The organism is Nitrosomonadales bacterium, from assembly GCA_016716325.1.
Taxonomy (GTDB): domain Bacteria; phylum Pseudomonadota; class Gammaproteobacteria; order Burkholderiales; family Gallionellaceae; genus Gallionella.
In genome coordinates this window covers 334,303-357,482 of the sequence record JADJWO010000001.1, presented here as the reverse complement: position 1 = coordinate 357,482, position 23,180 = coordinate 334,303, and the positions used below count along the sequence as shown (strand labels likewise).

Below are 23,180 nucleotides of genomic sequence, written 5' to 3'. Positions count from 1 at the left end.
ATTGACCCAAGCCGCTGATAACCTGATTGAAGTCAATGATCTTCATTTCGCTTATGGCGAACATGAAGTACTCAAAGGCATCAATCTCACCATCCCGCGTGGCAAGATTGTCGCGTTGCTTGGCGTAAGCGGATGCGGTAAAAGTACGTTGCTACGCCATTTTGGAGGCCAGTTGCGCCCATCGCGCGGCAGCGTGAAATTCATGGGGCAGGTAGTCCACGAACTTGACAGCGACGAACTATACGCAATGCGCCTCAAGATGGGGATGATGTTCCAGGTGAGCGGACTGTTCACCGACCTGTCGGTCTATGACAACCTCGCTTTCCCGATGCGCGAACACACCAATCTTCCGGAAGAGTTGATCCGTGACCTGGTGTTGATGAAACTGCATGCCGTGGGGCTGCGCAACGCCCGCGACCTGATGCCGAGCGAGTTGTCCGGCGGTATGGAGCGTCGCGTGGCGTTGGCGCGTGCCATCGCCACCGATCCGTCACTGATCATTTACGACGAGCCATTCGCCGGCCTCGACCCGATCTCGCTCAATACCATCGCGAACCTGATCCGAAAGTTGAACGACGCACTGGGTGTGACTTCGGTCGTGGTGACCTATGATCTTTCGGAATCTCTGAAAGTCGTCGATTACGTTTACTTTATCCACAACGGCGTCGTCATGGCCGAAGGGAAGGCAAGCGATATGTATGAATCGGATGACCCTTTCGTCCGACAATTTGTCCACGCAGAGCCGGACGGCCCGGTCGCCTTCCAGTATCCGAGCCGGCCGTATGCGGATGATTTGAGAATATTGCGCTAACCTGGACGACGAAACCTGATCAATCCGGCAAGCCCGGAACACCTGCAGATCAGGTTCATGAACATGAACGGAGGGTTAAGGGTTATTGGAATTCCTTTTGTCTTCAATGGGATGCCACCAGACTGGATTATTTGCCTGTTTCCCGGTAGTGAGCTATCAACCCGCTGGTGGACGCGTCATGCATTGATACCATCCCCGCATCACTCAGTTCCGGCAGAATCTTGCCGGCCAGTTGCTTGCCCAACTCTACGCCCCACTGGTCGAACGGGTTGATGTTCCAGACCACGCTTTGTACGAACACCTTATGCTCATACAACGCGATCAGCATGCCCAGCGTATGTGCATCGAGCTTATCGAACAACAGGGTGTTGGTGGGTTTGTTGCCAACGAATACCTTGTGCGGCAGCAGGCTTTCCAGTTCTTCTCCCTGCAAACCCTGCGCAATCAGTTCTGCGCGTGCTTCCTCGGCAGTTTTGCCAAGCATCAGCGCTTCGGTCTGCGCAAAACAGTTGGCCAGCAGGATGGCATGGTGTTCGCCGATCGGGTTCTGGCTGTGCATGGGAGCAAGGAAATCCGCCGGTATCATGCGCGTACCCTGATGGATCAATTGATAGAACGCGTGCTGACCGTTGGTGCCGGGTTCGCCCCAGACCACCATCCCGGTATCGTAATTAACCGGATTGCCGTCGCGATCCACGCCCTTTCCATTGCTTTCCATATCCAGTTGCTGCAAGTAGGCGGGAAAGCGATGCAAATACTGGTCATAGGGAAGCACGGCATTCGACCCTGCGCCGAAAAAATTACCGTACCAGATACCGAGCATACCCATCAGCACGGGGATATTCTGCTTCAGTGGCGCACTGCGGAAGTGCTCATCCATTGCATAGGCGCCGCCCAGCAATTCCTCGAACCCGTCCATGCCGATATACAGCGCGATGGGCAGGCCGATGGCTGACCACAGAGAATAGCGCCCGCCAACCCAATCCCAGAACTCGAACACGTTGTCCGGATTGATGCCGAATTTCGTAGTGGCTTCCAAATTGGTGGAGACCGCGGCAAAATGCTTAGCCACGGCTTGTTCGTTGCCTAGTTTTCCAACCAGCCATGCACGCGCAGATCGACCATTGGTAAGGGTTTCCTGTGTCGTAAAGGTCTTCGAGCTGACAATGAACAGGGTGGTTTCGGCATCCAGTTTCTTGAGCGTTTCAGCAAGGTGGGTACCATCCACGTTCGAGACAAAATGCGCACGCAAATCTTCCCTGCCATAAGGCTTGAGTGCCTCGCACACCATTAGTGGCCCAAGATCCGATCCGCCGATACCGATATTGACGATATCGGTGATTGGCTTGCCGGTATGGCCGAGATGCCGGCCGTTGCGTACCGAATCGGAGAATTGCCGCATCTTCCCGAGGACACGGATGACATCGGGCATCACATTCTTGCCATCCACCAGCACAGGCCGGTCCGAACGGTTGCGCAGTGCGGTATGCAGTGCGGCACGCTGCTCGGTAATATTTATCTTTTCACCGCCGAACATGCGCTCGATGGAAGCGGATAGCCCGGATTGCTCGGCAAGTGAAATCAGCAATTCAACCGTCTTCTCGTTTATGCGATTCTTGGAGTAATCGAAAAGCAGCCCCCCCAGTTGTACTGAGAATGTTCTGAAGCGTGCAGGATCATCCTGAAACATCTTGCGCATCTGAAGCGGTTCGATGGCGGAAAAATGAATCCCAAGTGCCTGCCAGGCAGCGGACTGAGTAAGTTTTGACATGATGGTCTAATTCAAATCAATATTAAAGCGAATCCCAAGAATCTCTTTCAACACCCTTGACCTTGGTGGGTCATGCCTCCGGCACGAGAACCACACCGGCTAGCGGTGGCAGGGCGATCTCGGCAGAGTAGGGCAGTCCCATCCATGGAATGGGCTCTGCCTGTATCAGACCAGCATTGCCTACGTTGCTGCCCGCGTAATATTGCGAATCACTGTTCAGCGCTTCGCGATACCGTGTATCCGTGGGCAACCCGATACGATAATGATTGCGCGGTACGGGAGTCAGATTCAGCGCAACGATGACAATGGACCCGTCGCGTGCGCGCCTCTGATAGGACAGCACTGATTTTTCCGCATCATTGCAATCAATCCAGTCGAATCCTTCATGCTGGAAGTCGAGATCATGTAACGCGGGTAATTTGCGGTAAAGATGATTAAGGTCGCATACCAGATTCTGCATGCCGCGATGGAATTCATCGCCTAATTGCCACCATTCGAGTTCCCACTTGGACTGCCATTCACGCCCCTGTGCGATTTCATTGCCCATGAAATTGAGTTTTTTCCCCGGGCTGGTCATCTGGTAGGTAAGCAGCAGGCGCAGATTGGCGAATTTCTGCCAGCCATCGCCCGGCATCTTCGACAACAAGGAACCCTTGCCATGCACCACTTCGTCATGCGAGAAAGGCATTACAAAGTTCTCGCTGTAGGCGTAGACCTGTCCGAATGTCAGCTGGTTGTGGTGATAACGGCGATGTACCGGATCATGCTGGAAATAGCCCAAAGTATCGTTCATCCAGCCCATGTTCCATTTGATCGAGAAACCCAATCCACCCAGATAGACCGGGCGGGATACACCCGGCCATGCGGTCGACTCTTCGGCAAAGGTCAATGCGCCGGGGAATTCCTCATGCACCATGATGTTCATTTCACGCAGGAAGTCCACTGCATCGAGATTTTCGCGACCGCCGTATTTATTCGGGATCCATTCGCCCGCCTTGCGCGAATAATCCAGGTACAGCATTGACGCTACCGCGTCGACGCGCAATCCGTCGAAATGGAATTCGGAAAGCCAGTAATGCGCGCTGGACAGCAAGAAGGTCTTAACTTCGTTGCGGCCAAAATTGAAAATATGTGTACCCCAATCCTGATGGAAGCCGAGGCGGGGATCTTCATGTTCGTATAGCGCCGTACCGTCAAAACGTGCCAGAGCCCAGCTGTCCTGAGGGAAGTGCGCCGGCACCCAGTCGAGAATCACGCCGAGCCCGGCCTGGTGACAAGTATCGATCAGATGACGCAATTCATCCGGAGAACCGAAACGGCTGCTTGGAGCGAAGTAGCCGGAACACTGGTAGCCCCAGGATTCATCCAGTGGATGTTCCGAAACGGGCATCAGCTCGATGTGTGTGTAACCCATCCCCTTGACATAGGGAACAAGGTCAATGGCCAATTCGCGATAGCTGTAGAAGCGGCCATCCGGGTGGCGTTTCCATGAGCCGACGTGCACTTCATAGATATTGATTGCGCCGTGCAACCAGTCCCACTGTCCGCGCTGCTTCATCCATTGTTCATCCTGCCAGGCATGCGCATGGGTCGGAGAAGTCAATGCTGCAGTACCAGGACGCAATTCATAGCCTTGTGCGTAGGGATCCGTCTTGGTCAATAAATTGCCCGTATCACGATTGCGGATCTCATAGCGGTACAGCGCATGTCGCTGAATCTCGGGAATGAACAATTCCCACACACCGCTGGAACCGTGCGAGCGCATCGGATGCAAGCGGCCATCCCAACGATTGAATTCACCGACGACACTGACACGCTCCGCGTTCGGTGCCCAGACAGCGAAGCGCATGCCTCTCACGCCGTTAATTTCGACCTGGTGCGAACCCAGCATGCGATAGCCTTGGCGCAGCCTGCCTTCGCTGAACAAATACAAATCCTGTTGGGACAGATGGGGGGGGAACTGGTATGGGTCGTAAACTTCACGCTCTGCCGTACCTTCGTTGATACGCAGGCGGTAGGGGCGTGTCGGCTCGTTCTTTCCGCGCCATTCGAAGATGCCGCCATTATGGGTGCGTTTGAGCGGCTCGCTCCCTTTTTGTGTGATCAAAGCGACTTCGGTTGCATAGGGCTCATAGACACGAACGATCCATTCCTGCCCTTCACGGTGCAACCCGAGCAAGCCAAACGGGTCATACATGCGGGCTTGCAGCAGCGCTTCCATCAACGTTTTCACTTTAAATATCCTCTTTAATTGTTCTTGTCTAAGTGACCAATTGTAAACGATAATGGCTGCACTAAATACGATATTAGATGAGGGGATGTGAAATATGAATGCCGAGTTGGGTTATTTGCAGAAAAAATATCATGTTGCATCCGGCGATCCTGCGCCGCGTTTCGTTAGTCGCATCACCAAGAATACCTATGCGATGGTACTGGCCGGCGGGCGAGGTAGCCGTTTGCATGAGCTGACTGACTGGCGCGCCAAGCCTGCTGTTCCGTTCGGCGGGAAGTTCCGCATCATCGATTTCGTCCTCTCCAACTGCGTGAATTCAGGCATACGCCGGATCGGCGTAGCTACCCAATACAAATCACACAGCCTGATCCAGCATCTGCAGCGTGGCTGGTCTTTCCTGAATGGCCAATTCGGCGAGTTCCTTGATTTGCTGCCAGCGCAACAGCGCGTCAGCGAGGATCAGTGGTACAGAGGTACAGCCGATGCGGTATTCCAGAACCTGGATATCATCCGTGAGAGCAATCCCGATTTTGTCGTGATATTGGCGGGCGATCACATTTACAAAATGGATTACGGCAAGCTGCTTGCCTTCCATGTGGAAAGCAAGGCAGACATGACGGTTGCGTGCCTGGAAGTCCCTGTTTCAGAGGCGAAAGCATTCGGTGTGATGGGCGTGGACGAAAACTCGCGCGTCGTCGAATTCGTTGAAAAACCTGCCAATCCACCGTCCATTCCGGGCAATCCGGAAAAATCCCTGGCCAGCATGGGTATCTATGTATTCAACAGCGGTTTCCTTTTTGAACAACTTATCCGGGATGCGGACGCCCCCAACTCAAGTCATGACTTCGGTAAAGACCTGATTCCTCATATGGTTGAAAAATATCGGGTATTTGCCCAGAGCTTCGAGCAAAGCTGCGTTGGGATGGGCGATGACAATATTCCGTACTGGCGCGACGTGGGTACCATTGATTCCTACTGGGAAGCCAGCATGGAACTGACCAAAGTGATTCCGGACTTGAATATGTACGATCAGGAATGGCCGATCTGGACGCATCAGGAACAACTGCCGCCGGCAAAGTTCGTGTTCGACGAGGATGACCGTCGCGGCATGGCGATTGACTCACTGGTTTCCGGCGGATGTATCGTCAGCGGTTCAACTGTAAGGCACTCGCTACTTTTTTCGGATGTGCGCGTGAACAGTTATTCCAATATTGAGGACTCTGTACTATTGCCTAACGTGGATGTGGGCCGTCATGTCGTGCTCAAGAAGGTGATCGTAGATAAGAATTGCAGGATTCCGGAAGGCATGCAGATTGGCGTCAATCCAGAAGAGGATCGTAAACGTTTTCACGTCAGCCAGAATGGCGTGACGCTTGTTACGCCCGACATGCTTGGGCAGAAGATACACAATAATCGTTAATACAACATCCAACCGCCCCCGCCACCACATGGCGGGGGGGGCTGCCGTTATGAAAAAAAATATTGATCTGATCTTTCTCTGGCACATGCACCAGCCGGACTACCGCGATTATGCCAGCGGGGATTTCGTGTTGCCGTGGACTTATCTCCACGCCATCAAGGATTACACCGACATGGCCTATCATCTGGAGCGGCATCCGAAGGTGCGAGCCGTGGTGAATTTTGTGCCCATTCTGCTCGATCAACTGGAAGATTACGCCGAACAGTTTGCCACGAAACGATTGCGCGACCCATTGCTGCGCCTGCTGATACATGAAGATGCCTGCGATCTGACTCCTAAAGATCGCCATCTGGCGCTTGACGCCTGTTTCCGCACCTATCATTCCAAGATGATTTCTCCTTACCCTGCCTATAACCGCTTGCTGGAGTTGTATAACCGCTTGCAACCCGACGGTGAGACTGCATTGTCTTATTTGTCCGGGCAGTACGTGAGCGATTTGCTGACTTGGTATCACTTGGCATGGTGTGGCGAAAGCGTGCGTCGCGAACATGCACTGGTGCCTCACTTGATGAGCAAAGCGGAAGGCTTTACCTATGAAGATCGCAGGCAGCTGCTTGACCTCATAGGCGAATTGATTGCCGACATCATCCCGCGTTATCGCAAGTTATCCGAGTCTGGACAAATCGAAATTTCGGCGACACCGCATTACCACCCGCTGGCACCGCTGATGATAGATTTCGACAGCGCCAAGGAAGCCATGCCGGATGCACCCTTACCCAACTCTCCTCATTATCCCAAAGGACGACAACGTGTAACAGAACATGTCCGATTGGCCAAGCAAAGTCATCAACGCCGTTTTGGTACCGAGCCGCATGGAATGTGGCCAGCCGAAGGATCGATCTCCTCGGAAACGCTGGAAGTTCTGGCTGCCGAAGGCTGCCTCTGGGCAGCCAGCGGAGAGGGCGTTTTGGTGAACAGCTTGCGCAAATCGCTGCATACCGTTCCCGACCGCCATCAGTATTTGTACCGGCCATATCGTTTGAATAACGGCGCTGAAGATTTGAGCTGTTTTTTCCGGGATGATCGCTTGTCCGATGCCATCGGTTTCGAATATTCAAACTGGCACGGAAAAGATGCAGCCCACCATTTTATCGATCAACTCAACGATATCGCCAAACATGCGCCTGATGGAGAAACTCCTGTCGTCAGCGTCATTCTGGATGGCGAAAACGCATGGGAATATTATCCTTACAACGGTTTTTACTTCCTCGACGAGCTGTACTCCCAGCTTGAGGCACAGACAAAAATTCACACCACGACTTTTAGCGATTATCTGAAGTTGAGTCAGATACGCTCCGATAGCGCACGCCCACAGAACCTTTCCGATATCGTCGCGGGCAGTTGGGTATATGGTAATTTTTCGACATGGATCGGTTCCAAGGATAAGAATCGCGCATGGGACTTGCTCTGCGTCGCCAAGCAAAGCTTTGACATGGTCATGGCCAGCGGTCGTCTCAGCAAGGCAGAACAAGAGGCAGCTGAAAAGCAGCTTTGTTCTTGCGAAAGTTCGGATTGGTTCTGGTGGTTTGGCGATTACAACCCATCTCTCTCGGTAGCCAGTTTTGATCGTTTGTTCAGACACAATTTGACCGAGTTGTACCGTCTGCTGAAATTGCCCGCTCCGCGCAATCTGTCCGAACCAGTAAGCCAGGGAAGTGCAGTAGAAACCGAAGCCCACGGAGCAATGCGCCGCGCATCCGAGTAATTTCAGAACCTCAAGACTCTTTCCGGTGCATTAGCCTCGGATTTACCAGACGATATTTATGCTTAACAACCGAGCCAGCGGAATACTACTTCATCCCACCTCCCTTCCAGGTATGTTTGGCATTGGCGACTTCGGTAGCGATGCATACCGGTTTATAGACTGGCTGGAAAGCGCAGGGCAGACCTATTGGCAGTTTCTGCCGCTTGGAGAAATCGGACCGGGCAACTCCCCCTATATGAGCAGTTCCGCCTTCGCAGGCAATATTCTGCTTATCGATATTATCGAGCTCGCTGACCATGGTTGGTTGCGTCAGGAGGATATGATCCCCCTTCCCGAGTTCGACTCGAACCGTGTGAATTACCTGCTGGCGCAGCCATTCCGCATGGAACGCTTACGTCGTGCGTCAAGAAAGTTCTTTACGGATGGCATCCAGAACATGCGAGATTCTTACGCCGAATATTGCGATGCCGAAAAAGACTGGCTTCATGACTACGCGCTATTCATGACAATCTCCGAGCTCGAAAATTGGCGCGAGTGGAATCACTGGCCGAAGGAATTTGTCCGCCGCGATCCGGAATGGCTATCCAGAATCGAAAATGATTATTCCAATGAACTGAATTTCTGGAAATTTTGCCAATGGTGCTTTGCACGTCAGTGGCTGAAATTAAAGCAATATGCCCACGATCATAACGTCCGCATCATTGGGGATGTTCCAATATTCGTTGCCTATCAAAGTGCAGACGTATGGGCGCATCAAGAATTGTTTGAGTTGGACGGGAGTGGACTACCCTCCGTTGTGGCTGGGGTACCCCCGGATTATTTCAGCGAAACCGGTCAACTATGGGGCAATCCCTTATATCGCTGGGAAGCACATGAGGCCACTGATTATTCATGGTGGGTGGCCCGCCTGAGACATGCCCTGCAACTGGCAGATACGGTACGCATTGATCATTTCAGAGGCTTTTCAGCTTACTGGGAAATCTTGGCAGATTCTCCTAATGCAATGAATGGAAAGTGGAAAGAAGGGCCTGGCGAAAAGTTGTTTGAAACATTCAAACACATTTTTCCAGACCTGCCCATCATTGCTGAGGACTTGGGGATCATTACGCCTGATGTTGTAGAACTTCGCGACAAATTCAATCTTCCTGGCATGCGTATTTTGCAATTTGCTTTTGGTGAGGGGGAGGGGAATCATTACTTGCCTCATCACTATATCCCCAACACTGTTGCCTACACCGGAACTCATGACAACGATACAACCTTAGGCTGGTGGAACTCCATGCCCGAGGAAATCCGGAGTTTTGCCATGCAGTATTTGAATAGCGACGGAGCAGCGATCCACTGGGACATGATGCGAAGCTTATCTAGCTCTATTGCCAATACCGTTATCTTCCCAATGCAGGATGTCCTTGGTCTTTCCGGAGAACATCGCATGAACTTCCCAGGTCAGCCCATTGGCAACTGGGAGTGGCGCTTTAGCTGGAACCAGATTCAAGAGGGCCATACCGCCATGTTGGCGCAGATGTCTTCCGCAAACAGGCGCCTCCCGGTCGGCATCAATTAAGAAATGCTAACCTGATGTATCCGAATAGAATTAATTATCTTTATCGTTTGACATAATATACATTATGCGAATATCAGGGCAGGACAAGCCGGTATGAATTCGCGTTTAACATGCTGTCGGTTAACCGCCCCCAAGCGGCACTCTCCAGATGATTACCCCACGTTAAGTAAGTATTCAACCAGCGACCTGAGCTTGGCGGGTCTGACAGGTTTGTGCAATAACCGATAACCCCCTACGCTGGCAAGTTTAAGAATCGTCGGACTTGTATCGCCGCTGATCAGAATACAGGGAATATTGACATCAAGGTTCTGGCGTACCATTGTGACCACATCGATACCGTTCGTACCCCCCTCCAACTGGTAATCGCTGATAATCAAATCCCACTTTTCGCCGCTCTGCAATAGTCGCTCGACCTGCTCCAGAGAGGCTGCCGTACTGACCTTGCCACCCCATGCAGTCAGAATGCCGGATGTGCTCGATAACACCATCTCGTCATCATCTACCACCAACAACCTTTTGCTCGTCAAAACCAGATGGTCGTTTCCTGCTCCGTCATCCCCATTCGAGTCCGGATCGTCAGTTAAATCCTGATTAGTGACAGGAGTTGCCATCGGCAATTCCAAAGAGAATACGGAGCCTTTACCCGGTGCAGAGCGCAATTCGATACGGTGATTGAGCAACTTGACCAGACGCTCGACTATGGACAATCCCAGTCCCAATCCCTTCTCGTCAGTTAACGTAGGATGATTCAACTGGAAAAATTCGCGAAAAATATTGGACTGGTCTAATTTTGGAATGCCCGGACCATTGTCGCGAATCTCAATGCGCAGGAACCGCCCACGTCGGCGGCAAGCAACAAGGACGCGCCCGTTCGGATGGGTGTAGCGTATTGCATTGCTGACCAGATTCGTCAGAATGCGTTCCAAGAGTAGCGGATCGCTGGTTACATGCCACGAACACGACCTGACGGCCAACTGGATGTTCTTAATGCTGGCAAGCATTCGATAATCCGCAATAACATGCTCCACGATGCCTTTTACACTGCAAGTTTGCTGTTGCGGCACAACCACACCCGCGTCCAGTTTGGAAATATCGAGCAAAGCATTCATAAGAGCAGAAAGCGCCTCAACGGAGCTTTCCACCTGGACAAGCAGATGCCGTTGTTCGTCGCTGGTTATTTTGCGTTGCAATTCCGCGACATACAGGCCTAATGCATGTAATGGCTGGCGTAAATCATGGCTGGCCACCGCCAGAAAACGACTTTTTTCATGATTTGCCTGTTCCGCTTCCTCTTTCCTGTCACGCAGCTCCCGCGTCGCTTCCTCTATCCGTTGCTGAAGGATCGAGCGCTCCTGCTGCAACTGAGCGGCTGTATCGTTCAGGCCTTCTGCCAGCGTGGCAAGTTCCTTCACACGTGTTGTCAAAGAAACCCGTGTATCGAGATCACCGATGCCGATCGCCTTCACCGCGTCACTGAGCCTCCGGATCGGGTAAGTGATGCTGCGACTGGCCAGAAAAACAAGGAACAGGGACATTGCCAGAAATATCCCGGCAACGATAATCGTCAACCAGAGCATATGGCTCTTGGTGGCACTGGCGTTCACCTTGGTCATTTCCACGATGACGGCGCCAACCTGCCCGACAACCTGCCCTGATTCGAATTCGTCAAATTCCACTTGGGCAGGAATAATCGGCTGATATATCCAGAAGCTATTCTTGTTGCTGCGAATCGGGGTCAGAAGGTTGACCGCCTCCTTGATTTCACCGGCAGACGATATTTGCGACTGCCCGGAAGGATAACCAGCCACAGCGAAGTTGGCATCCTCAACGGCACCTCTAAGCGGTGCGGAAAATCCCCCCGCTTCGATCAATATCTCGGAAGCTGAATTCAGGACAATCACCCCGCTCACATCCTGCTCCTGCAGAACCCCGTCTGCGATATTCTGCAGAAATACCTGGTTGTTCGAGAACACACCATATTCACTACTGGATGCCAGTTGGCGCGCTATCAGCTTTCCGCGCTCCAGCAAATTTTCGTCGATATCCTGGAAACGGCTGGTCAAAAAGAAATATCCCAAGCTGATCGAAATGAGGAGTAGCGGAGCAAGAGTCAGCAATGCTACCTGCTGGCGAATGCCGAATCGATTCATCGTGCACCCTCCCCGGTCTTACCCATACGCTTACGAATGTCTTCAGGGGGCGACAAGACGACCCCCATGGATCGCGCAACCTCATGATTTAAGGAAATATCATAGGCATCCGGATGGGTTGGTTCAGGCAGTCGCCGATTGGTTTCGAATGAACCAATCACCCCGGCAGTTTGCCCGGCAATCTGTTCTGGCGTGGAAAAGATTGCGCCAAGTGCACCAGCGTTCACATAGGCTTTCGATATTCCAATCAAGGGGACTTTCAGGTGATAACTGGTCAGCAGGATGTTGCGAATATTGCTGGCGTTGTAAATCGCACTGTCTGGGATGGCAAGAAGTACCTCAGCCTCATTCAGGAGCTCTTCCAGAACAGGAAACAGCATATTGGAAGAAGCAACCTCTCGTCTGTCCAATAATAGACCCCGTTTTTTCGCAATCGAACCCAGTGTGGCAAGTTCGATTGCATTCCCGGGTGAATGCAGTATGCCGATCCGCTGGCAGTCTGGCAGGCTGGCCCGGATGAAGTCCAGTTGCCGCTCCCACGGCTGGTCGAGATATATCGCGGAAACTCCTGTGGAGCGCGCTTTGACACTGGACTTCCTCAATAAATACTCATAGCCCGCCTTGGGAACCATCGCTCCCAACACCGGAACATCATACTTCGCAAGTGCCGATTCCAGCGCTTTCATTCCAACTGCGACGACCAGATCGGCATACGGCAAAGGGGAGTCTGCATCAAGAGGGACTTCCTGCACCACAACCGACGCCTCGGATGCCTGTTTCAACGCCGTGGCAAACGACTGGTAAGGAGGAGTGCTATCACTCAACACCAGCAGGACGTGCGTTTCTCCAGCCCACGACGATAACGGCGTCGCAATGAATGCGGCCGACAGGGCAAGGATTCGGAATAAACGCCGCAAGTTCATCATGCCAGTCAGAATTCCAGCGTTGCGGTCAGGTAGGCGCGGCGATTAGCGACGAACCCAGATTTCTGGGGTACGTTGGAATACTCTGTGTAATTATCCTGCAGAGCATTCTGCACCGCCAGGGCGACCTCTCCCCCTCCCGGAACACCTTGACGGCCAAACGCATAAGCCACCCTCAGATCCAGCCTGCGCATCAGGTTTTGTGGCCATTGCGCATCAAGTACCTGTACCTTTTCCTGATGGTAATACCCGGCACTGACTTGGAGATTGGGTGTCAATTGCTCGGTCAGCAGAATACTGCCGCTGTCTGGAGGTACCAGAAAAGGGCATTGGTCGACATAAGTCTGAAGAAGGGGCATAAAAGCTGGCATCGTCATCGTGCCGCTGATCGCACAGCTGGCGCGCTGATGAGAGTAATTGAAAACCAGATGGCCTTGTTCGCTCCAGCGATACTTGAGCGTACCTTCTATCCCCTGGAATTTTGCCCCATACAGGTTGCTGAAACTGAAAGACAACGGCGCGGTCGGTTGCGGGTCAAGGAAGATATAGTCACTGACGTGATCCTGATAAACCCTTGCATCCACCGAAATTCCCAGTTCCCTGAACTCGCCCAGATAACCGATCTCCCTGGACGATACTTTTTCCGGCGACAAGTTGCCGACACTTCTGAACGGCCTTGAGACCGTGTAAGAAGTATTTGCAGACTGCTCAACCATTACTGGACTGCGATATGCCACCGAGGCGCTTGCGCGCAACGTATGGTCAGGTGTGACGTGATAGTTCAGCGAGGCACGCGGCGAAAGGTTTTGATGCCCCATTCCATCGTCTTCGAACATCGCTCCAAGATTGACCAGCAGCGAATGGTTTATCCTCAATTCGTCATGCGCAAAGACCTGGAGCAGTTGCAGGGACTGCGGCTGTTTGAAAAGCATCGTGCTTGCGGCAGTGTCATAACGTGCCGTTCCACCCCACACCAAACGGTTTGAATCACCCATCAGTATGGTATGTTGCAGACCAAGCTCGTGGCGATGGGCCTGGAACTCATCTTTATCAATGGCTTGCGATGAGTTGTCCATGTAGCTGCGGGAGATGTGGTAATACTTCAGCTTGAGTTCCCCACCATCCGACAGTGCGCGGGACCAGTCGAACTGCTGGAAGTCCGACGAAGTCCTGACATCCCGGAACAGTTCTGTCAATCTCAACAAATTGCCTGCACCGCGAGTCCCGTCGCTATAGCCTAGCTGGAAATCGAGGTTGTCCCGAGTATTGAAACGGTAGTTCCCGCGCAGATTGATCTGGCGCGTCTCGCTGCCATCGTTCAGCACTCTCAGGTCGTAACCATCATCCACTCGGTTTGACAACGTGAGGCGGTAATCCAGATTGTCGCCATGGACACCCAAATGTGCGGATGCATCGGCAATCCCTCCGTTACCTCCGGTCAGCGTGACCGCCGCTCCCTCCCTGGATGCCGCATCACGGGTGATGATGCTGATCACACCCTGTAGTGAATTCGCACCGTACGATGCGGCAGCCGGGCCACGTATCACTTCGATCCGTTCGATGTCATCCATGTGCAAGGGGATATCCAGCCAGTCGACCCCTCCCAATGGCGGCAGGAACACGGTTCGTCCATCCACCAGCACCTGCATGCGTCTGGCGTATTGATCCGTTGTGCCGTGGTAACTGACAAAAGGCAAATGGCCGCTGTCGTATCCCACATACATTCCAGGCACCAACCTGAACAATTCCGCGATGGTGCGGAACCCGGAAGCGGCGATCATCCCTCGGTCGATCACCGTCATCGCATTCGGCGCCTCCGATAAAGGCTGCGTCAATCGCGAAGCACTGAGCACAACGGGGAAGTCCTGAAAATACGCTTGTTCGCTCGGATATTCAGAAGCGGCAAAAGCCTGCGGAGCAAATGCTGAAACAAGCAGCATCGCTGACAATCGATACCGTTTCATGCGAGAACACCCTCCCCTGCTGAGCTTATTTTAGGTATGGCGAAGTGTCGCACTCGGAGAGGAGCCTGTCCATATGCCTGAAGGCCTATGTATTTTCTGGGGCACCCCAAGAAAAACGCCGCAATTGCGGCGTCATCTCGAGTGTTTATGGGGTGGCTGATGGGACTCGAACCCACGACAACCGGAATCACAATCCGGGACTCTACCAACTGAGCTACAGCCACCATTGAACATTTCTGGCGGGACACTGGCATGCCCGACAGGAATCGAACCTGCAACCCCCAGCTTAGAAGGCTGGTGCTCTATCCGGTTGAGCTACGGGCACAATTCTTTTCGCGGTGCGATACTTTTCGAATCTGGTCGGGGTGGAGAGATTCGAACTCCCGACATCCTGCTCCCAAAGCAGGCGCGCTACCAGGCTACGCTACACCCCGAAGGGTGCGCATTATACAGACGCAGACTGATAAATCAATTCAGTTTTGATGTTTCTTGAGCTGTGGCGAAGCCAGCATCAGGTAGTAGCCCATCGACCATAACGTCAGCAACGCGGCGAGATACAGCAACAAGGAGCCGATTGCGAGGCAATCGATCCCGAACAGGCGATCATGGTAGAGCAGCAACAGTATCGCGATCATCTGGAATGTGGTCTTGATCTTGCCCAGCATGGATACCGCGATGCTCTTGCTCTCGCCTACCTGCGCCATCCACTCGCGCAACGCGGAAATGGTGATCTCGCGCCCGATGATGATGAACGCGATGATCGCATCGGCCCGTCCCAGTTTGACCAGCAGGATCAGCGCGGCAGCCACCATCAACTTGTCCGCCACCGGATCCAGGAATGCGCCAAAGGCAGATGACTGGTTCAGTTTGCGCGCCAGATAGCCATCCAGCCAGTCGGTAACAGCCGCCAGCAGGAAAACGCCCGTGCTGACCCAGTTCTTCATATGGGGGCTGAGCGTGCTGTCCGATAAATAAAAGACGGCGACAAAAACCGGAATCAGCAGAATTCTCAGCCAGGTAAGCAGATTGGGGATGTTGAGGCGCATGGGGAGCTAGTGTAGCTGCTGGTAAATCTTCTCGGCAAGCGATTTGCTGATACCTTGCACCTGACAAAGCTGCTCGACGCTGGCCAGCGCCACTTCGCGCAGGCCGCCGAAGTGGGTCAGCAGACTGCGCCGCCGCTTGTCCCCTATTCCGCTGATCTCTTCCAGACTGGATGCAGTGCGTACCTTGCCGCGCTTGGCCCGATGGCCGGTGATGGCGAAGCGGTGCGCCTCATCGCGTATCTGCTGGATCAGGTGCAATGCCGGTTCGTCGCCGGACAATCGCTTTGCGCTACCGTCGGGAAAGATCAACTGCTCCAGTCCGGCCTTGCGTTCCTCGCCCTTGGCCACACCAACCAGAGCCAGTTCGTTCAGCCCCAGTTCCTGCATCACCTCCATCGCGACGCGCAACTGCCCCAACCCGCCATCGATCAGGATCAGGTCGGGCCGCGCGCCCGCACCCTCATGGCTGTTCTCCGCCAGCTTCTGGTAACGGCGCATCAGCGCCTGGCGCATCGCAGCATAATCGTCGCCGGGCGTGATACCGGCAATGTTGTAGCGGCGGTATTGCGCCGGGCGCATTTCCTGGTTCTCATATACCACGCAGGATGCCTGCGTCGCCTCGCCCATCGTGTGGCTGATGTCGAAACACTCGATGCGCTGCAGATCCGGCATATCCAGGAATTCGCGCAACCTGTCCAGCCGCAGCTTCTGCCCACCCTGCTGCATCGCACGTTGCTGCACAGCCAGCAGCGCGTTGCGCTGCCCCATTTCCAGCCACTGGCGGCGCGCCCCGGATGTGGCACTACTGATCCTGATGGTGCGCCCCGCCTGTTCGCCGAGCAATTGCGCCAGCGTCTCATCCTGACATTCCCCGTCCAGCACCAGCAAAGGTGGCACGCTGCGATCCAGGTAGTGCTGCGCGATGAACGCCTGCATGATCTCGTCCGCTGCCAAGCCTTCGGCATGTTCCGGAAAAAAACTCTTGTCGCCCAGATGCCGCCCGCCGCGCACCATTGCAAGATTGACGCATGTCAGTTCGCCCTGTTGCGCCAACGCAATGATGTCTGCATCGGTCGCGCTACCGGTGGACTCGACGAACTGTCTCTGCTGCACGGTGTGCAAAGCACGCAACTGGTCGCGCAGGGCCGCTGCCTGTTCGTAATGCTGCGCCCCGGACGCCCGCTCCATTGCATCCCGCAAGGCCTGCTCGACCTCCTGATGCCTGCCCTGCAACAACAGTTCTGCATTACGGATATCGGCCTGGTAATCCCGTTCCGTGACCAGTTTCACGCAAGGCGCGGTACAGCGGTGGATCTGGTGCAACAGGCAGGGACGGGTGCGATTGTTGAACACGCTGTCCTCGCAGGTGCGGATGCGGAATATCTTCTGCAAAAGCTGGATGCTCTCCTTGGCCGCATACGCATTCGGGTAGGGGCCGAAGTACTGGTGCTTGCGGTCAGGCGTTCCACGGTAATAGGTCAAGCGCGGGAATCGCTCTCCAGTCAACACAATATACGGATATGACTTATCGTCACGAAACAATATGTTGTATCTCGGTCTTAATGATTTAATTAAGTTATTTTCCAGCAGCAACGCCTCCGCTTCGGTACGCGTCACGGTGGTTTCGATGCGCGCGATATGCGACACCATCATCCTGATGCGCGGCGAAACATTGGCCTTCTGGAAATAGGAGGCGACCCGCTTCTTCAATTGTCGCGCCTTGCCGACATACAGCACATCGCCCTTGTGGTCATAAAAACGGTACACGCCCGGCAGCAAAGGGAGGCTGGCCAGGATGGGCTTGGGATCAAATATATCTGTCTTGGCCGACATGATCTGCAACAGCCCCGATCACCGCATCGAACATCGGCGTGGTCAGGCGTCTGGTCTGGGTGTTGTAGCGACTGCAATGGTAGCTGTCGAACAGCGACAGGCCGCCGGGCAATTCGTGCCTTGCGCCATGCGCAAAGGCAAAGCTGCTCTTGCGCACCCCCAGCGCCATCAACACTGCCTGGTGGGCGATCGTGCCGAGCGCCAGCACGGCCGCGCCTGCCGGAAGCAAGGACAGTTCATCGGCCAGATAACCGTTGCAGTCGCGAATCTCGGAAGGTTCGGGCTTGTTCTGAGGTGGCAGGCAGCGCACCGCATTGCAGATGCGGCAGCCTTTCAGATACAGGTCCGGATTCGCATCTCCGGCTGCATCCAGCGGCTCGGCGCTGGTGGAGAATCCATACTTGTGCAACGAGCCATATAAAAGGTTGCCCGCATAATCCCCGGTGAACGGCCTGCCGGTACGGTTCGCGCCGTGCATGCCGGGAGCCAGTCCGACGATCAGGAAACGGCTGCCCGCCTCGCCGAACGAACTGACCGGCAGCGCATGGTAAGCGGGATGCTCGGCGCGCACCCGCTCAAGGAATCCGGCCAGACGGGAACAACGGCGGCAATCTTCTGAAAACGCCATCAACCGAAGATACCGAAGTACCAAAGGGAGACGAGTGTAGCGATTGCGGCCAGCGCAAGCACGTAATATGGCCAGACGATCGGCTTCTCGGCGAACGGATCGACCAGTGAACGGGTCGCGCCCTTGGGCAGATCGGCCAGCGCGGTCAGCGAAGTCCCGAACGGGATATTGACCAGCACCCGCGCGTTGATGGCCCATCCGCATGCATCCAGTATCGGGCCCAGGTTGCGCTTCTTCAGCTTGAACCAGGCCAACGCCATCGACGGGCCGGAGACCAGTAACATCAGCCCGGCCAGCGCCAGCGGGATCTGCCAGAACTCCAGCCCGAGGATACCGCTGACGATCGAGGCCAGGATGCCGCCGATTGCGCCGATCGCCAGTCCGATCGCCGCAAAGATACCGGCGAACTTGCCGACATCGAAAGCCGGTTTGGCCGGAGTGGCGACAGAGGCATCCGCAACCGGTTTGCCGTTATCCACAACTGCCTTGATCATCTTGCCTTCCACCGAACTCGCCTTGGATGCGGCGAATTTCTGCAATTGCTCGCTGATCATCTTGGTGAGTTTCTTGTAGGGCGACCAGAACGCCTGCCGGATGCTGATCGGGTGATCGATGATGCGCACGATGGTCGCATCCCAGTCCTGTCCCTTGCGGTCATAGAAGATCCCGTTGCGCCCCACCAGCAGGAAGTCAGAATCGCCTGCGGTAAACGCCGCCGCAACATTGAATTTCTCGGTACCGCCCTTGCGCACGCATTCGCAGTAAGCCAGGCACATCCCGCTCATGTTGGCGAATCCGGCATGCTTGTTCACATCCTCGACCCGGATGCACAGCTCGCAACTGCGCCCGTCCAGATACAGCGTGCCCATCTGGAAGATCGCCTTCTCCTTGCCGGTATAGAAGTTCCGGAACGACACGAAGTTGTTCACCAGCCCGAACAGATCCCGGTTGTAACGCAATAGTCTTTCCACCGAGCGGATCGCCTTGACCTCCGCCTCGACCGCCTTGTCACTCGCCATCAGGTCGTCGATCGTCGCCTTGTATTCGCTGCCGAGCAGCGCGCGCACGCGCGCGATACCCAAAGGCTCCACGCTGTTTGCCGGCTTCTTCGCCAGCCAGGCCTCGAACGCGGTGAACCGGGCACATACGGTCGCCCATTCGGCGGCATCCAGACTTTCCTTCTTGCCGAACAGCGGCACGATGACCCGTTCGCGCAGGTCGCCCACCTTCTCCTGCCACGCCGGATTGATGCCGGAAAGCAAGGGCAGCGGCTTGTTCGCCTCCACCGTAGCCAGCGGAAAATTCGCCACCTCCTGATGTTGCGGGGACAGGCTTTGCGCGGCCAGATTCCCGTAATCGTCGGCAGAACGGCTCAGCGGAACAGCGGCGCGCGCATCGTAGGCGGCCAGCTGGCAGCGGGTGAAATAATCGCCGACCTTGTCCTTCACGGCACGGAAGGCGTCTGCCGCCGCCAATGTGCTGTCGCCCGAGAACAGGATATCCGCATCGCCCTCGCCCTGCGCATACCATTCCGCATAGGCGGCAGCTTCGGCGAAGAATTTGTCCGACAACTCCTGGTTGATGCCGACCTCGCCGCTCAAGTCGGCCGCCGAACCCATGCACTTGACGATATCCTCGATCGCGGTTCGCAATCCGTCGTCATGCGCCTGTTTGGCGCCGATCACTCCGTCGCCGTTGAACTCCTGGTTTGCAACGAGTTTCTCGATATCATCCATGTCCGCCAGCGAGATCCCGGTTGCATCCGGCTTGCCTAGGCTCTTCAGGATATGTGCTGCGGAAGCGAATATCTGCCTGCCCTCGTCGCTGCTATCGTCGATGTCGGCGAGCGCCAGACGATCCGAGCCCCTGACCAGCAGGTCGGCATCCTTGAGCAGTCCGCCGGTCCATGCGATGGCCGCCAGCACCTCGTTCGCGCGCACGCGCCCATCCGCATCGCTGTCGATCATGTCCAGCGTCTTCGAATCGAACTCGATGCCGCGCGTCGGGCAACTCAGCGCCACCCACAACTTCTGATCCAACTCCTTGAGCGCCAGCAGGTCTGCGCCGGTATCCAGTTGCACCTGGTCGAAACCGCCGGCGCGGAAGAACTTCCATTTGTGATGAGTATTCATAGTCTGTTCGTCTTCGCAAGTTAAGAACGGGGCGATTATACAAGCCTAATCCGGGTTTTCATGCTGCTCCAGCACGAACCCGCCAGCGCCGTCCCGCCCCAGCATCCCGGCCAGATACGGCATGGTCTCCTGCAATACGCCATGCAATGTCCACGGTGGATTGAGGACGAACATCCCGCTGCCGTGCATGCCGAAGCCGTCCTCGCCCGGCGGTTGCACGGTGAGCGCGACATGCAGCCAGCTTTTCACCGGCAACCGCTTGAGTTGTTCCGGCAGCTGCCGCGCCTCGGCGCGCTGCAACATCGGATACCACACCGCATAGACCCCGTTGGCGAAGCGTTTCAATCCCTCGCGCAACGCTTCCGGCACACGGCGATAATCCTGCTTGTCCTCATAGGGCGGGTCGATGAGTACCAGTGCGCGGCGCGGCGGAGGCGGCAGCAAGGCTTTCAGTGCGCCGAATCCGTCCTCTTCCCGGATCATGACCTGCGCCTCGCGTCCGGGGAAATTCTGCCGCAGCAGGTCGCTGTCCGCCGGGTGCAACTCGAACAGCCGCATCCGGTCCTGTTCGCGCAACAGTTCCAGCGCGACCAGCGGCGAACCGGGATACAGCTTCAACTCCCCTTCCGGGTTGATACGTTTCACCAGCGCCACATACTCCGCCAGCGCGGGGGGCAGGTCGTCCCGACCCCAAAGCCGTGCGATACCGCTCTCGTATTCCGCATTCTGCGTCGCATAGCCGCTGTCCAGCGCGTAACAGCCGGCGCCCGCATGGGTGTCGATATACCAGAACGGCTTGTCCTTCTGCGCCAGATGGCGCAGCAACTGCATCTCAACGAAATGCTTCAGCACATCGGCATGGTTGCCGGCATGGAAGGCGTGGCGGTAACTGAGCATCTACGCCTCCCCGCCCTTGTTCAGCATCGCCTTCAGTTTCGCCAGTTTATCCATCCCTTCATCTTTGGTCACAGTTGGGACAGCTCCGGCACGGTCGCCCGCATAGACCAGCTCGCTTTCCGGCATCTCCTCCAGAAAACGGCTCGGTTCGCTGGCCAGCCAGTCCCTGCCGCGCTTGCGGCGGTTGCAATAACTGATCTGCAGGCTGCGCTCGGCGCGGGTGATGCCGACATACATCAGGCGACGCTCTTCCTCGATCTGCCTCTCGTCGCTGTCGCGGAACGGCAATATCTCCTCTTCCGCGCCGACGATGAACACATGCGGAAACTCCAGCCCCTTGGCCGCATGCAGCGTGGACAACGCGACGGCGTCAGGCTCCTGATCCTTGCCGTCCAGCATGTTGATCAGCGCGATGGTCTGCACCATCGCCAGCAGCGACCGCTGCTCGGCCTCGGCCTTGCGCTTGAGCCAGCCGGTGAAATCGTCCACGCTCTTCCATTTGCCCTCGGCCTGCGCCGGGTCATATGTGTCATATAGCCATGACTCATAGTTGATCGCGCGCAGCAGTTCGTCGAGCAACTCACCGCACGGATCCTTGTCGGCACGGTCCTGGATGCGGTTGATGAAATTGCAGAAAGTCATCAGCTCCTCGTACTGGCGCGGCTGGATGTCATGCTGCACCTGCGGCGCAAAGGCCGCCTCGAACAGGCTGATGTGGCGTGTCCCGGCGTAGCTGCCCAGCTTCTCCAGCGTCGTATTGCCGATGCCGCGCTTCGGCGTGGTGATCGCGCGGATGAAGGCCGGATCGTCGTCTGGATTCGCGATCAGGCGCAGATAGGCGGTGATATCCTTGATCTCCGCCTTGTCGAAGAACGATGTGCCGCCGCTGACGGTATAGGGCACGCGCTGGGCGCGCAGCTGCTCCTCGAAGGCGCGCGACTGGTGGTTGCTGCGGTACAGGATCGCGTAATCGGAAAACCGGGTGCGATGCTCGAACTTGTGCGACAGCAGCTTCAGCACCACGCTCTCGGCCTCATGCTCGTCGTCGCGCGCCGCATAGACGCGGATCGGATCCCCGATACCGTGGTCGCTCCACAGCTTCTTTTCGAACACCTTGGTATTGTGCTTGATCAGGTGGTTCGCCACCTTCAGGATGCGCTGCGACGAGCGGTAGTTCTGCTCCAGCTTGATGACCTTCAGGTTCGGGTAATCGTTGCGCAGGTTGTGCAGGTTCTCGACGCTGGCGCCGCGCCAGGCGTAGATGGACTGGTCGTCGTCGCCCACCACGGTGAACGCCCCGCGCATGTCCGCCAGCAACCTGACCAACTGGTACTGGCAATCGTTGGTATCCTGGTATTCGTCCACCAGCAGGTAGCGCAACTTCATCTGCCAGCGCAACAGGACTTCCGGATGCTGCCTGAACAGCACCACTGGCAGGTGGATCAGGTCGTCGAAATCCACCGCCTGATAGGCGCGCAGCGTCTCCTGATAGCGAGCATAGATGCGCGCCTGCACCCTCGCCTCGTCGCTTTCCGCGATTCCGGCCGCCTGCTCCGGCGAAACGAAGGCCGACTTCCAGTTCGAGATGCGCACCTGCAGGTCGCGCAGCTCCTGCTTGTCCGGGGAATTGGTCAACTCGCCGAGTATCTTCCAGGTGTCGCTGCTGTCGAAGATCGAAAAGCGCGGCTTGTAGCCCAGCCACTTCGCCTCGGCGCGCAGGATGTTCATGCCCAGCGAGTGGAAGGTACTGACCAGCAGCCCCGTGGTATCCACGCCTTTCAGCAACTGCCCCGCCCGCTCGCGCATCTCGTTCGCCGCCTTGTTGGTGAAAGTGATCGCCGCGATGTGCTTCGGTTCGTAGCCGCACCCGTTCACCAGATGGGCGATCTTGTGGGTGATCACGCGCGTCTTGCCGCTACCCGCCCCGGCCAGCACCAATAACGGGCCGTCGAGATATTTCACGGCCTCGCGCTGCACGGGATTGAGTTTGTCTGACATTCTGGAAAACTTGTGGATGGGATTGCGGAAAGGCCGGCATGATAC

At 55.6% G+C, this 23,180-nt stretch carries 15 protein-coding genes and 3 tRNA genes; 4 read left to right on the top strand and 14 right to left on the bottom strand.

The annotated features are described in order from the left end of the window. The first annotated feature begins 1 nt into the window (after window position 1). Window positions 2–811 carry an ABC transporter ATP-binding protein gene (locus IPM27_01645; GenBank protein ID MBK9160269.1) on the top strand — a complete coding sequence of 270 codons (810 nt, stop codon included), beginning with the start codon at window positions 2–4 and terminating at the stop codon, window positions 809–811. A gap of 127 nt (window positions 812–938) precedes the next feature. On the opposite strand, the gene pgi is transcribed toward IPM27_01645, so the two are convergent. Both pgi and glgB read right to left on the bottom strand, forming a co-directional pair. Then, complete coding sequence (pgi, locus tag IPM27_01640) at window positions 939–2,582, bottom strand: glucose-6-phosphate isomerase (protein ID MBK9160268.1); 1,644 nt, start codon at window positions 2,580–2,582, stop codon at window positions 939–941. Between the two features lie 70 nt (window positions 2,583–2,652). After that, entirely contained in the window at window positions 2,653–4,803 is a 2,151-nt protein-coding gene (gene glgB, locus IPM27_01635) for a 1,4-alpha-glucan branching protein GlgB (protein ID MBK9160267.1), read from the bottom strand. Between the two features lie 106 nt (window positions 4,804–4,909). On the opposite strand from glgB, the gene glgC reads away from it, so the two are divergent. From glgC to malQ, 3 genes are read left to right on the top strand one after another with little or no spacing between them, the layout of a single operon-like run. Further along, window positions 4,910–6,235: a glucose-1-phosphate adenylyltransferase gene (gene glgC, locus IPM27_01630; protein ID MBK9160266.1), complete on the top strand. Its 1,326-nt coding sequence runs from the start codon at window positions 4,910–4,912 to the stop codon at window positions 6,233–6,235. Between the two features lie 49 nt (window positions 6,236–6,284). After that, a complete protein-coding gene (locus tag IPM27_01625) occupies window positions 6,285–8,000 on the top strand; it encodes a glycoside hydrolase (GenBank protein MBK9160265.1) in 1,716 nt (571 codons plus the stop codon). 58 nt (window positions 8,001–8,058) lie between these two features. Beyond that, window positions 8,059–9,564: a 4-alpha-glucanotransferase gene (gene malQ, locus IPM27_01620; protein MBK9160264.1), complete on the top strand. Its 1,506-nt coding sequence runs from the start codon at window positions 8,059–8,061 to the stop codon at window positions 9,562–9,564. 152 nt (window positions 9,565–9,716) lie between these two features. Here malQ and IPM27_01615 read toward each other — a convergent pair whose 3' ends face one another. The 12 genes from IPM27_01615 to IPM27_01560 form a co-directional block, all read right to left on the bottom strand. Beyond that, the gene (locus IPM27_01615; GenBank protein MBK9160263.1) at window positions 9,717–11,714 is read right to left on the bottom strand and encodes a response regulator; all 1,998 of its coding nucleotides are present in this window, start codon (window positions 11,712–11,714) and stop codon (window positions 9,717–9,719) included. Next, window positions 11,711–12,640 carry a hypothetical protein gene (locus tag IPM27_01610; protein MBK9160262.1) on the bottom strand — a complete coding sequence of 310 codons (930 nt, stop codon included), beginning with the start codon at window positions 12,638–12,640 and terminating at the stop codon, window positions 11,711–11,713. The genes IPM27_01615 and IPM27_01610 overlap by 4 nt, the downstream gene beginning before the upstream one ends. A gap of 5 nt (window positions 12,641–12,645) precedes the next feature. Then, window positions 12,646–14,439 carry a TonB-dependent receptor gene (locus IPM27_01605; GenBank protein MBK9160261.1) on the bottom strand — a complete coding sequence of 598 codons (1,794 nt, stop codon included), beginning with the start codon at window positions 14,437–14,439 and terminating at the stop codon, window positions 12,646–12,648. 310 nt (window positions 14,440–14,749) lie between these two features. Continuing rightward, window positions 14,750–14,825: transfer RNA gene (locus IPM27_01600), tRNA-His, on the bottom strand. 24 nt (window positions 14,826–14,849) lie between these two features. Further along, window positions 14,850–14,926, bottom strand: a tRNA-Arg gene (locus IPM27_01595). Between the two features lie 32 nt (window positions 14,927–14,958). Continuing rightward, window positions 14,959–15,035, bottom strand: a tRNA-Pro gene (locus IPM27_01590). A gap of 39 nt (window positions 15,036–15,074) precedes the next feature. Next, on the bottom strand, window positions 15,075–15,647 hold the full coding sequence (gene pgsA / locus IPM27_01585; protein ID MBK9160260.1) for a CDP-diacylglycerol--glycerol-3-phosphate 3-phosphatidyltransferase: 573 nt from the start codon (window positions 15,645–15,647) through the stop codon (window positions 15,075–15,077). Window positions 15,648–15,653: 6 nt separating this feature from the next. Next, entirely contained in the window at window positions 15,654–17,480 is a 1,827-nt protein-coding gene (gene uvrC / locus IPM27_01580) for an excinuclease ABC subunit UvrC (protein ID MBK9160259.1), read from the bottom strand. Further along, window positions 17,455–18,108: a uracil-DNA glycosylase gene (locus tag IPM27_01575; GenBank protein MBK9160258.1), complete on the bottom strand. Its 654-nt coding sequence runs from the start codon at window positions 18,106–18,108 to the stop codon at window positions 17,455–17,457. The genes uvrC and IPM27_01575 overlap by 26 nt, the downstream gene beginning before the upstream one ends. Then, on the bottom strand, window positions 18,108–20,240 hold the full coding sequence (locus IPM27_01570) for a hypothetical protein (protein ID MBK9160257.1): 2,133 nt from the start codon (window positions 20,238–20,240) through the stop codon (window positions 18,108–18,110). Before IPM27_01570 ends, IPM27_01575 begins: the two co-directional genes overlap by 1 nt. Before the next feature lie 45 nt (window positions 20,241–20,285). Beyond that, window positions 20,286–21,137 (bottom strand): 23S rRNA (adenine(2030)-N(6))-methyltransferase RlmJ, encoded by an 852-nt coding sequence (locus IPM27_01565; protein ID MBK9160256.1) that lies wholly within the window; start codon window positions 21,135–21,137, stop codon window positions 20,286–20,288. Further along, a complete protein-coding gene (locus IPM27_01560) occupies window positions 21,138–23,135 on the bottom strand; it encodes a UvrD-helicase domain-containing protein (GenBank protein MBK9160255.1) in 1,998 nt (665 codons plus the stop codon). Window positions 23,136–23,180: the final 45 nt, after the last annotated feature.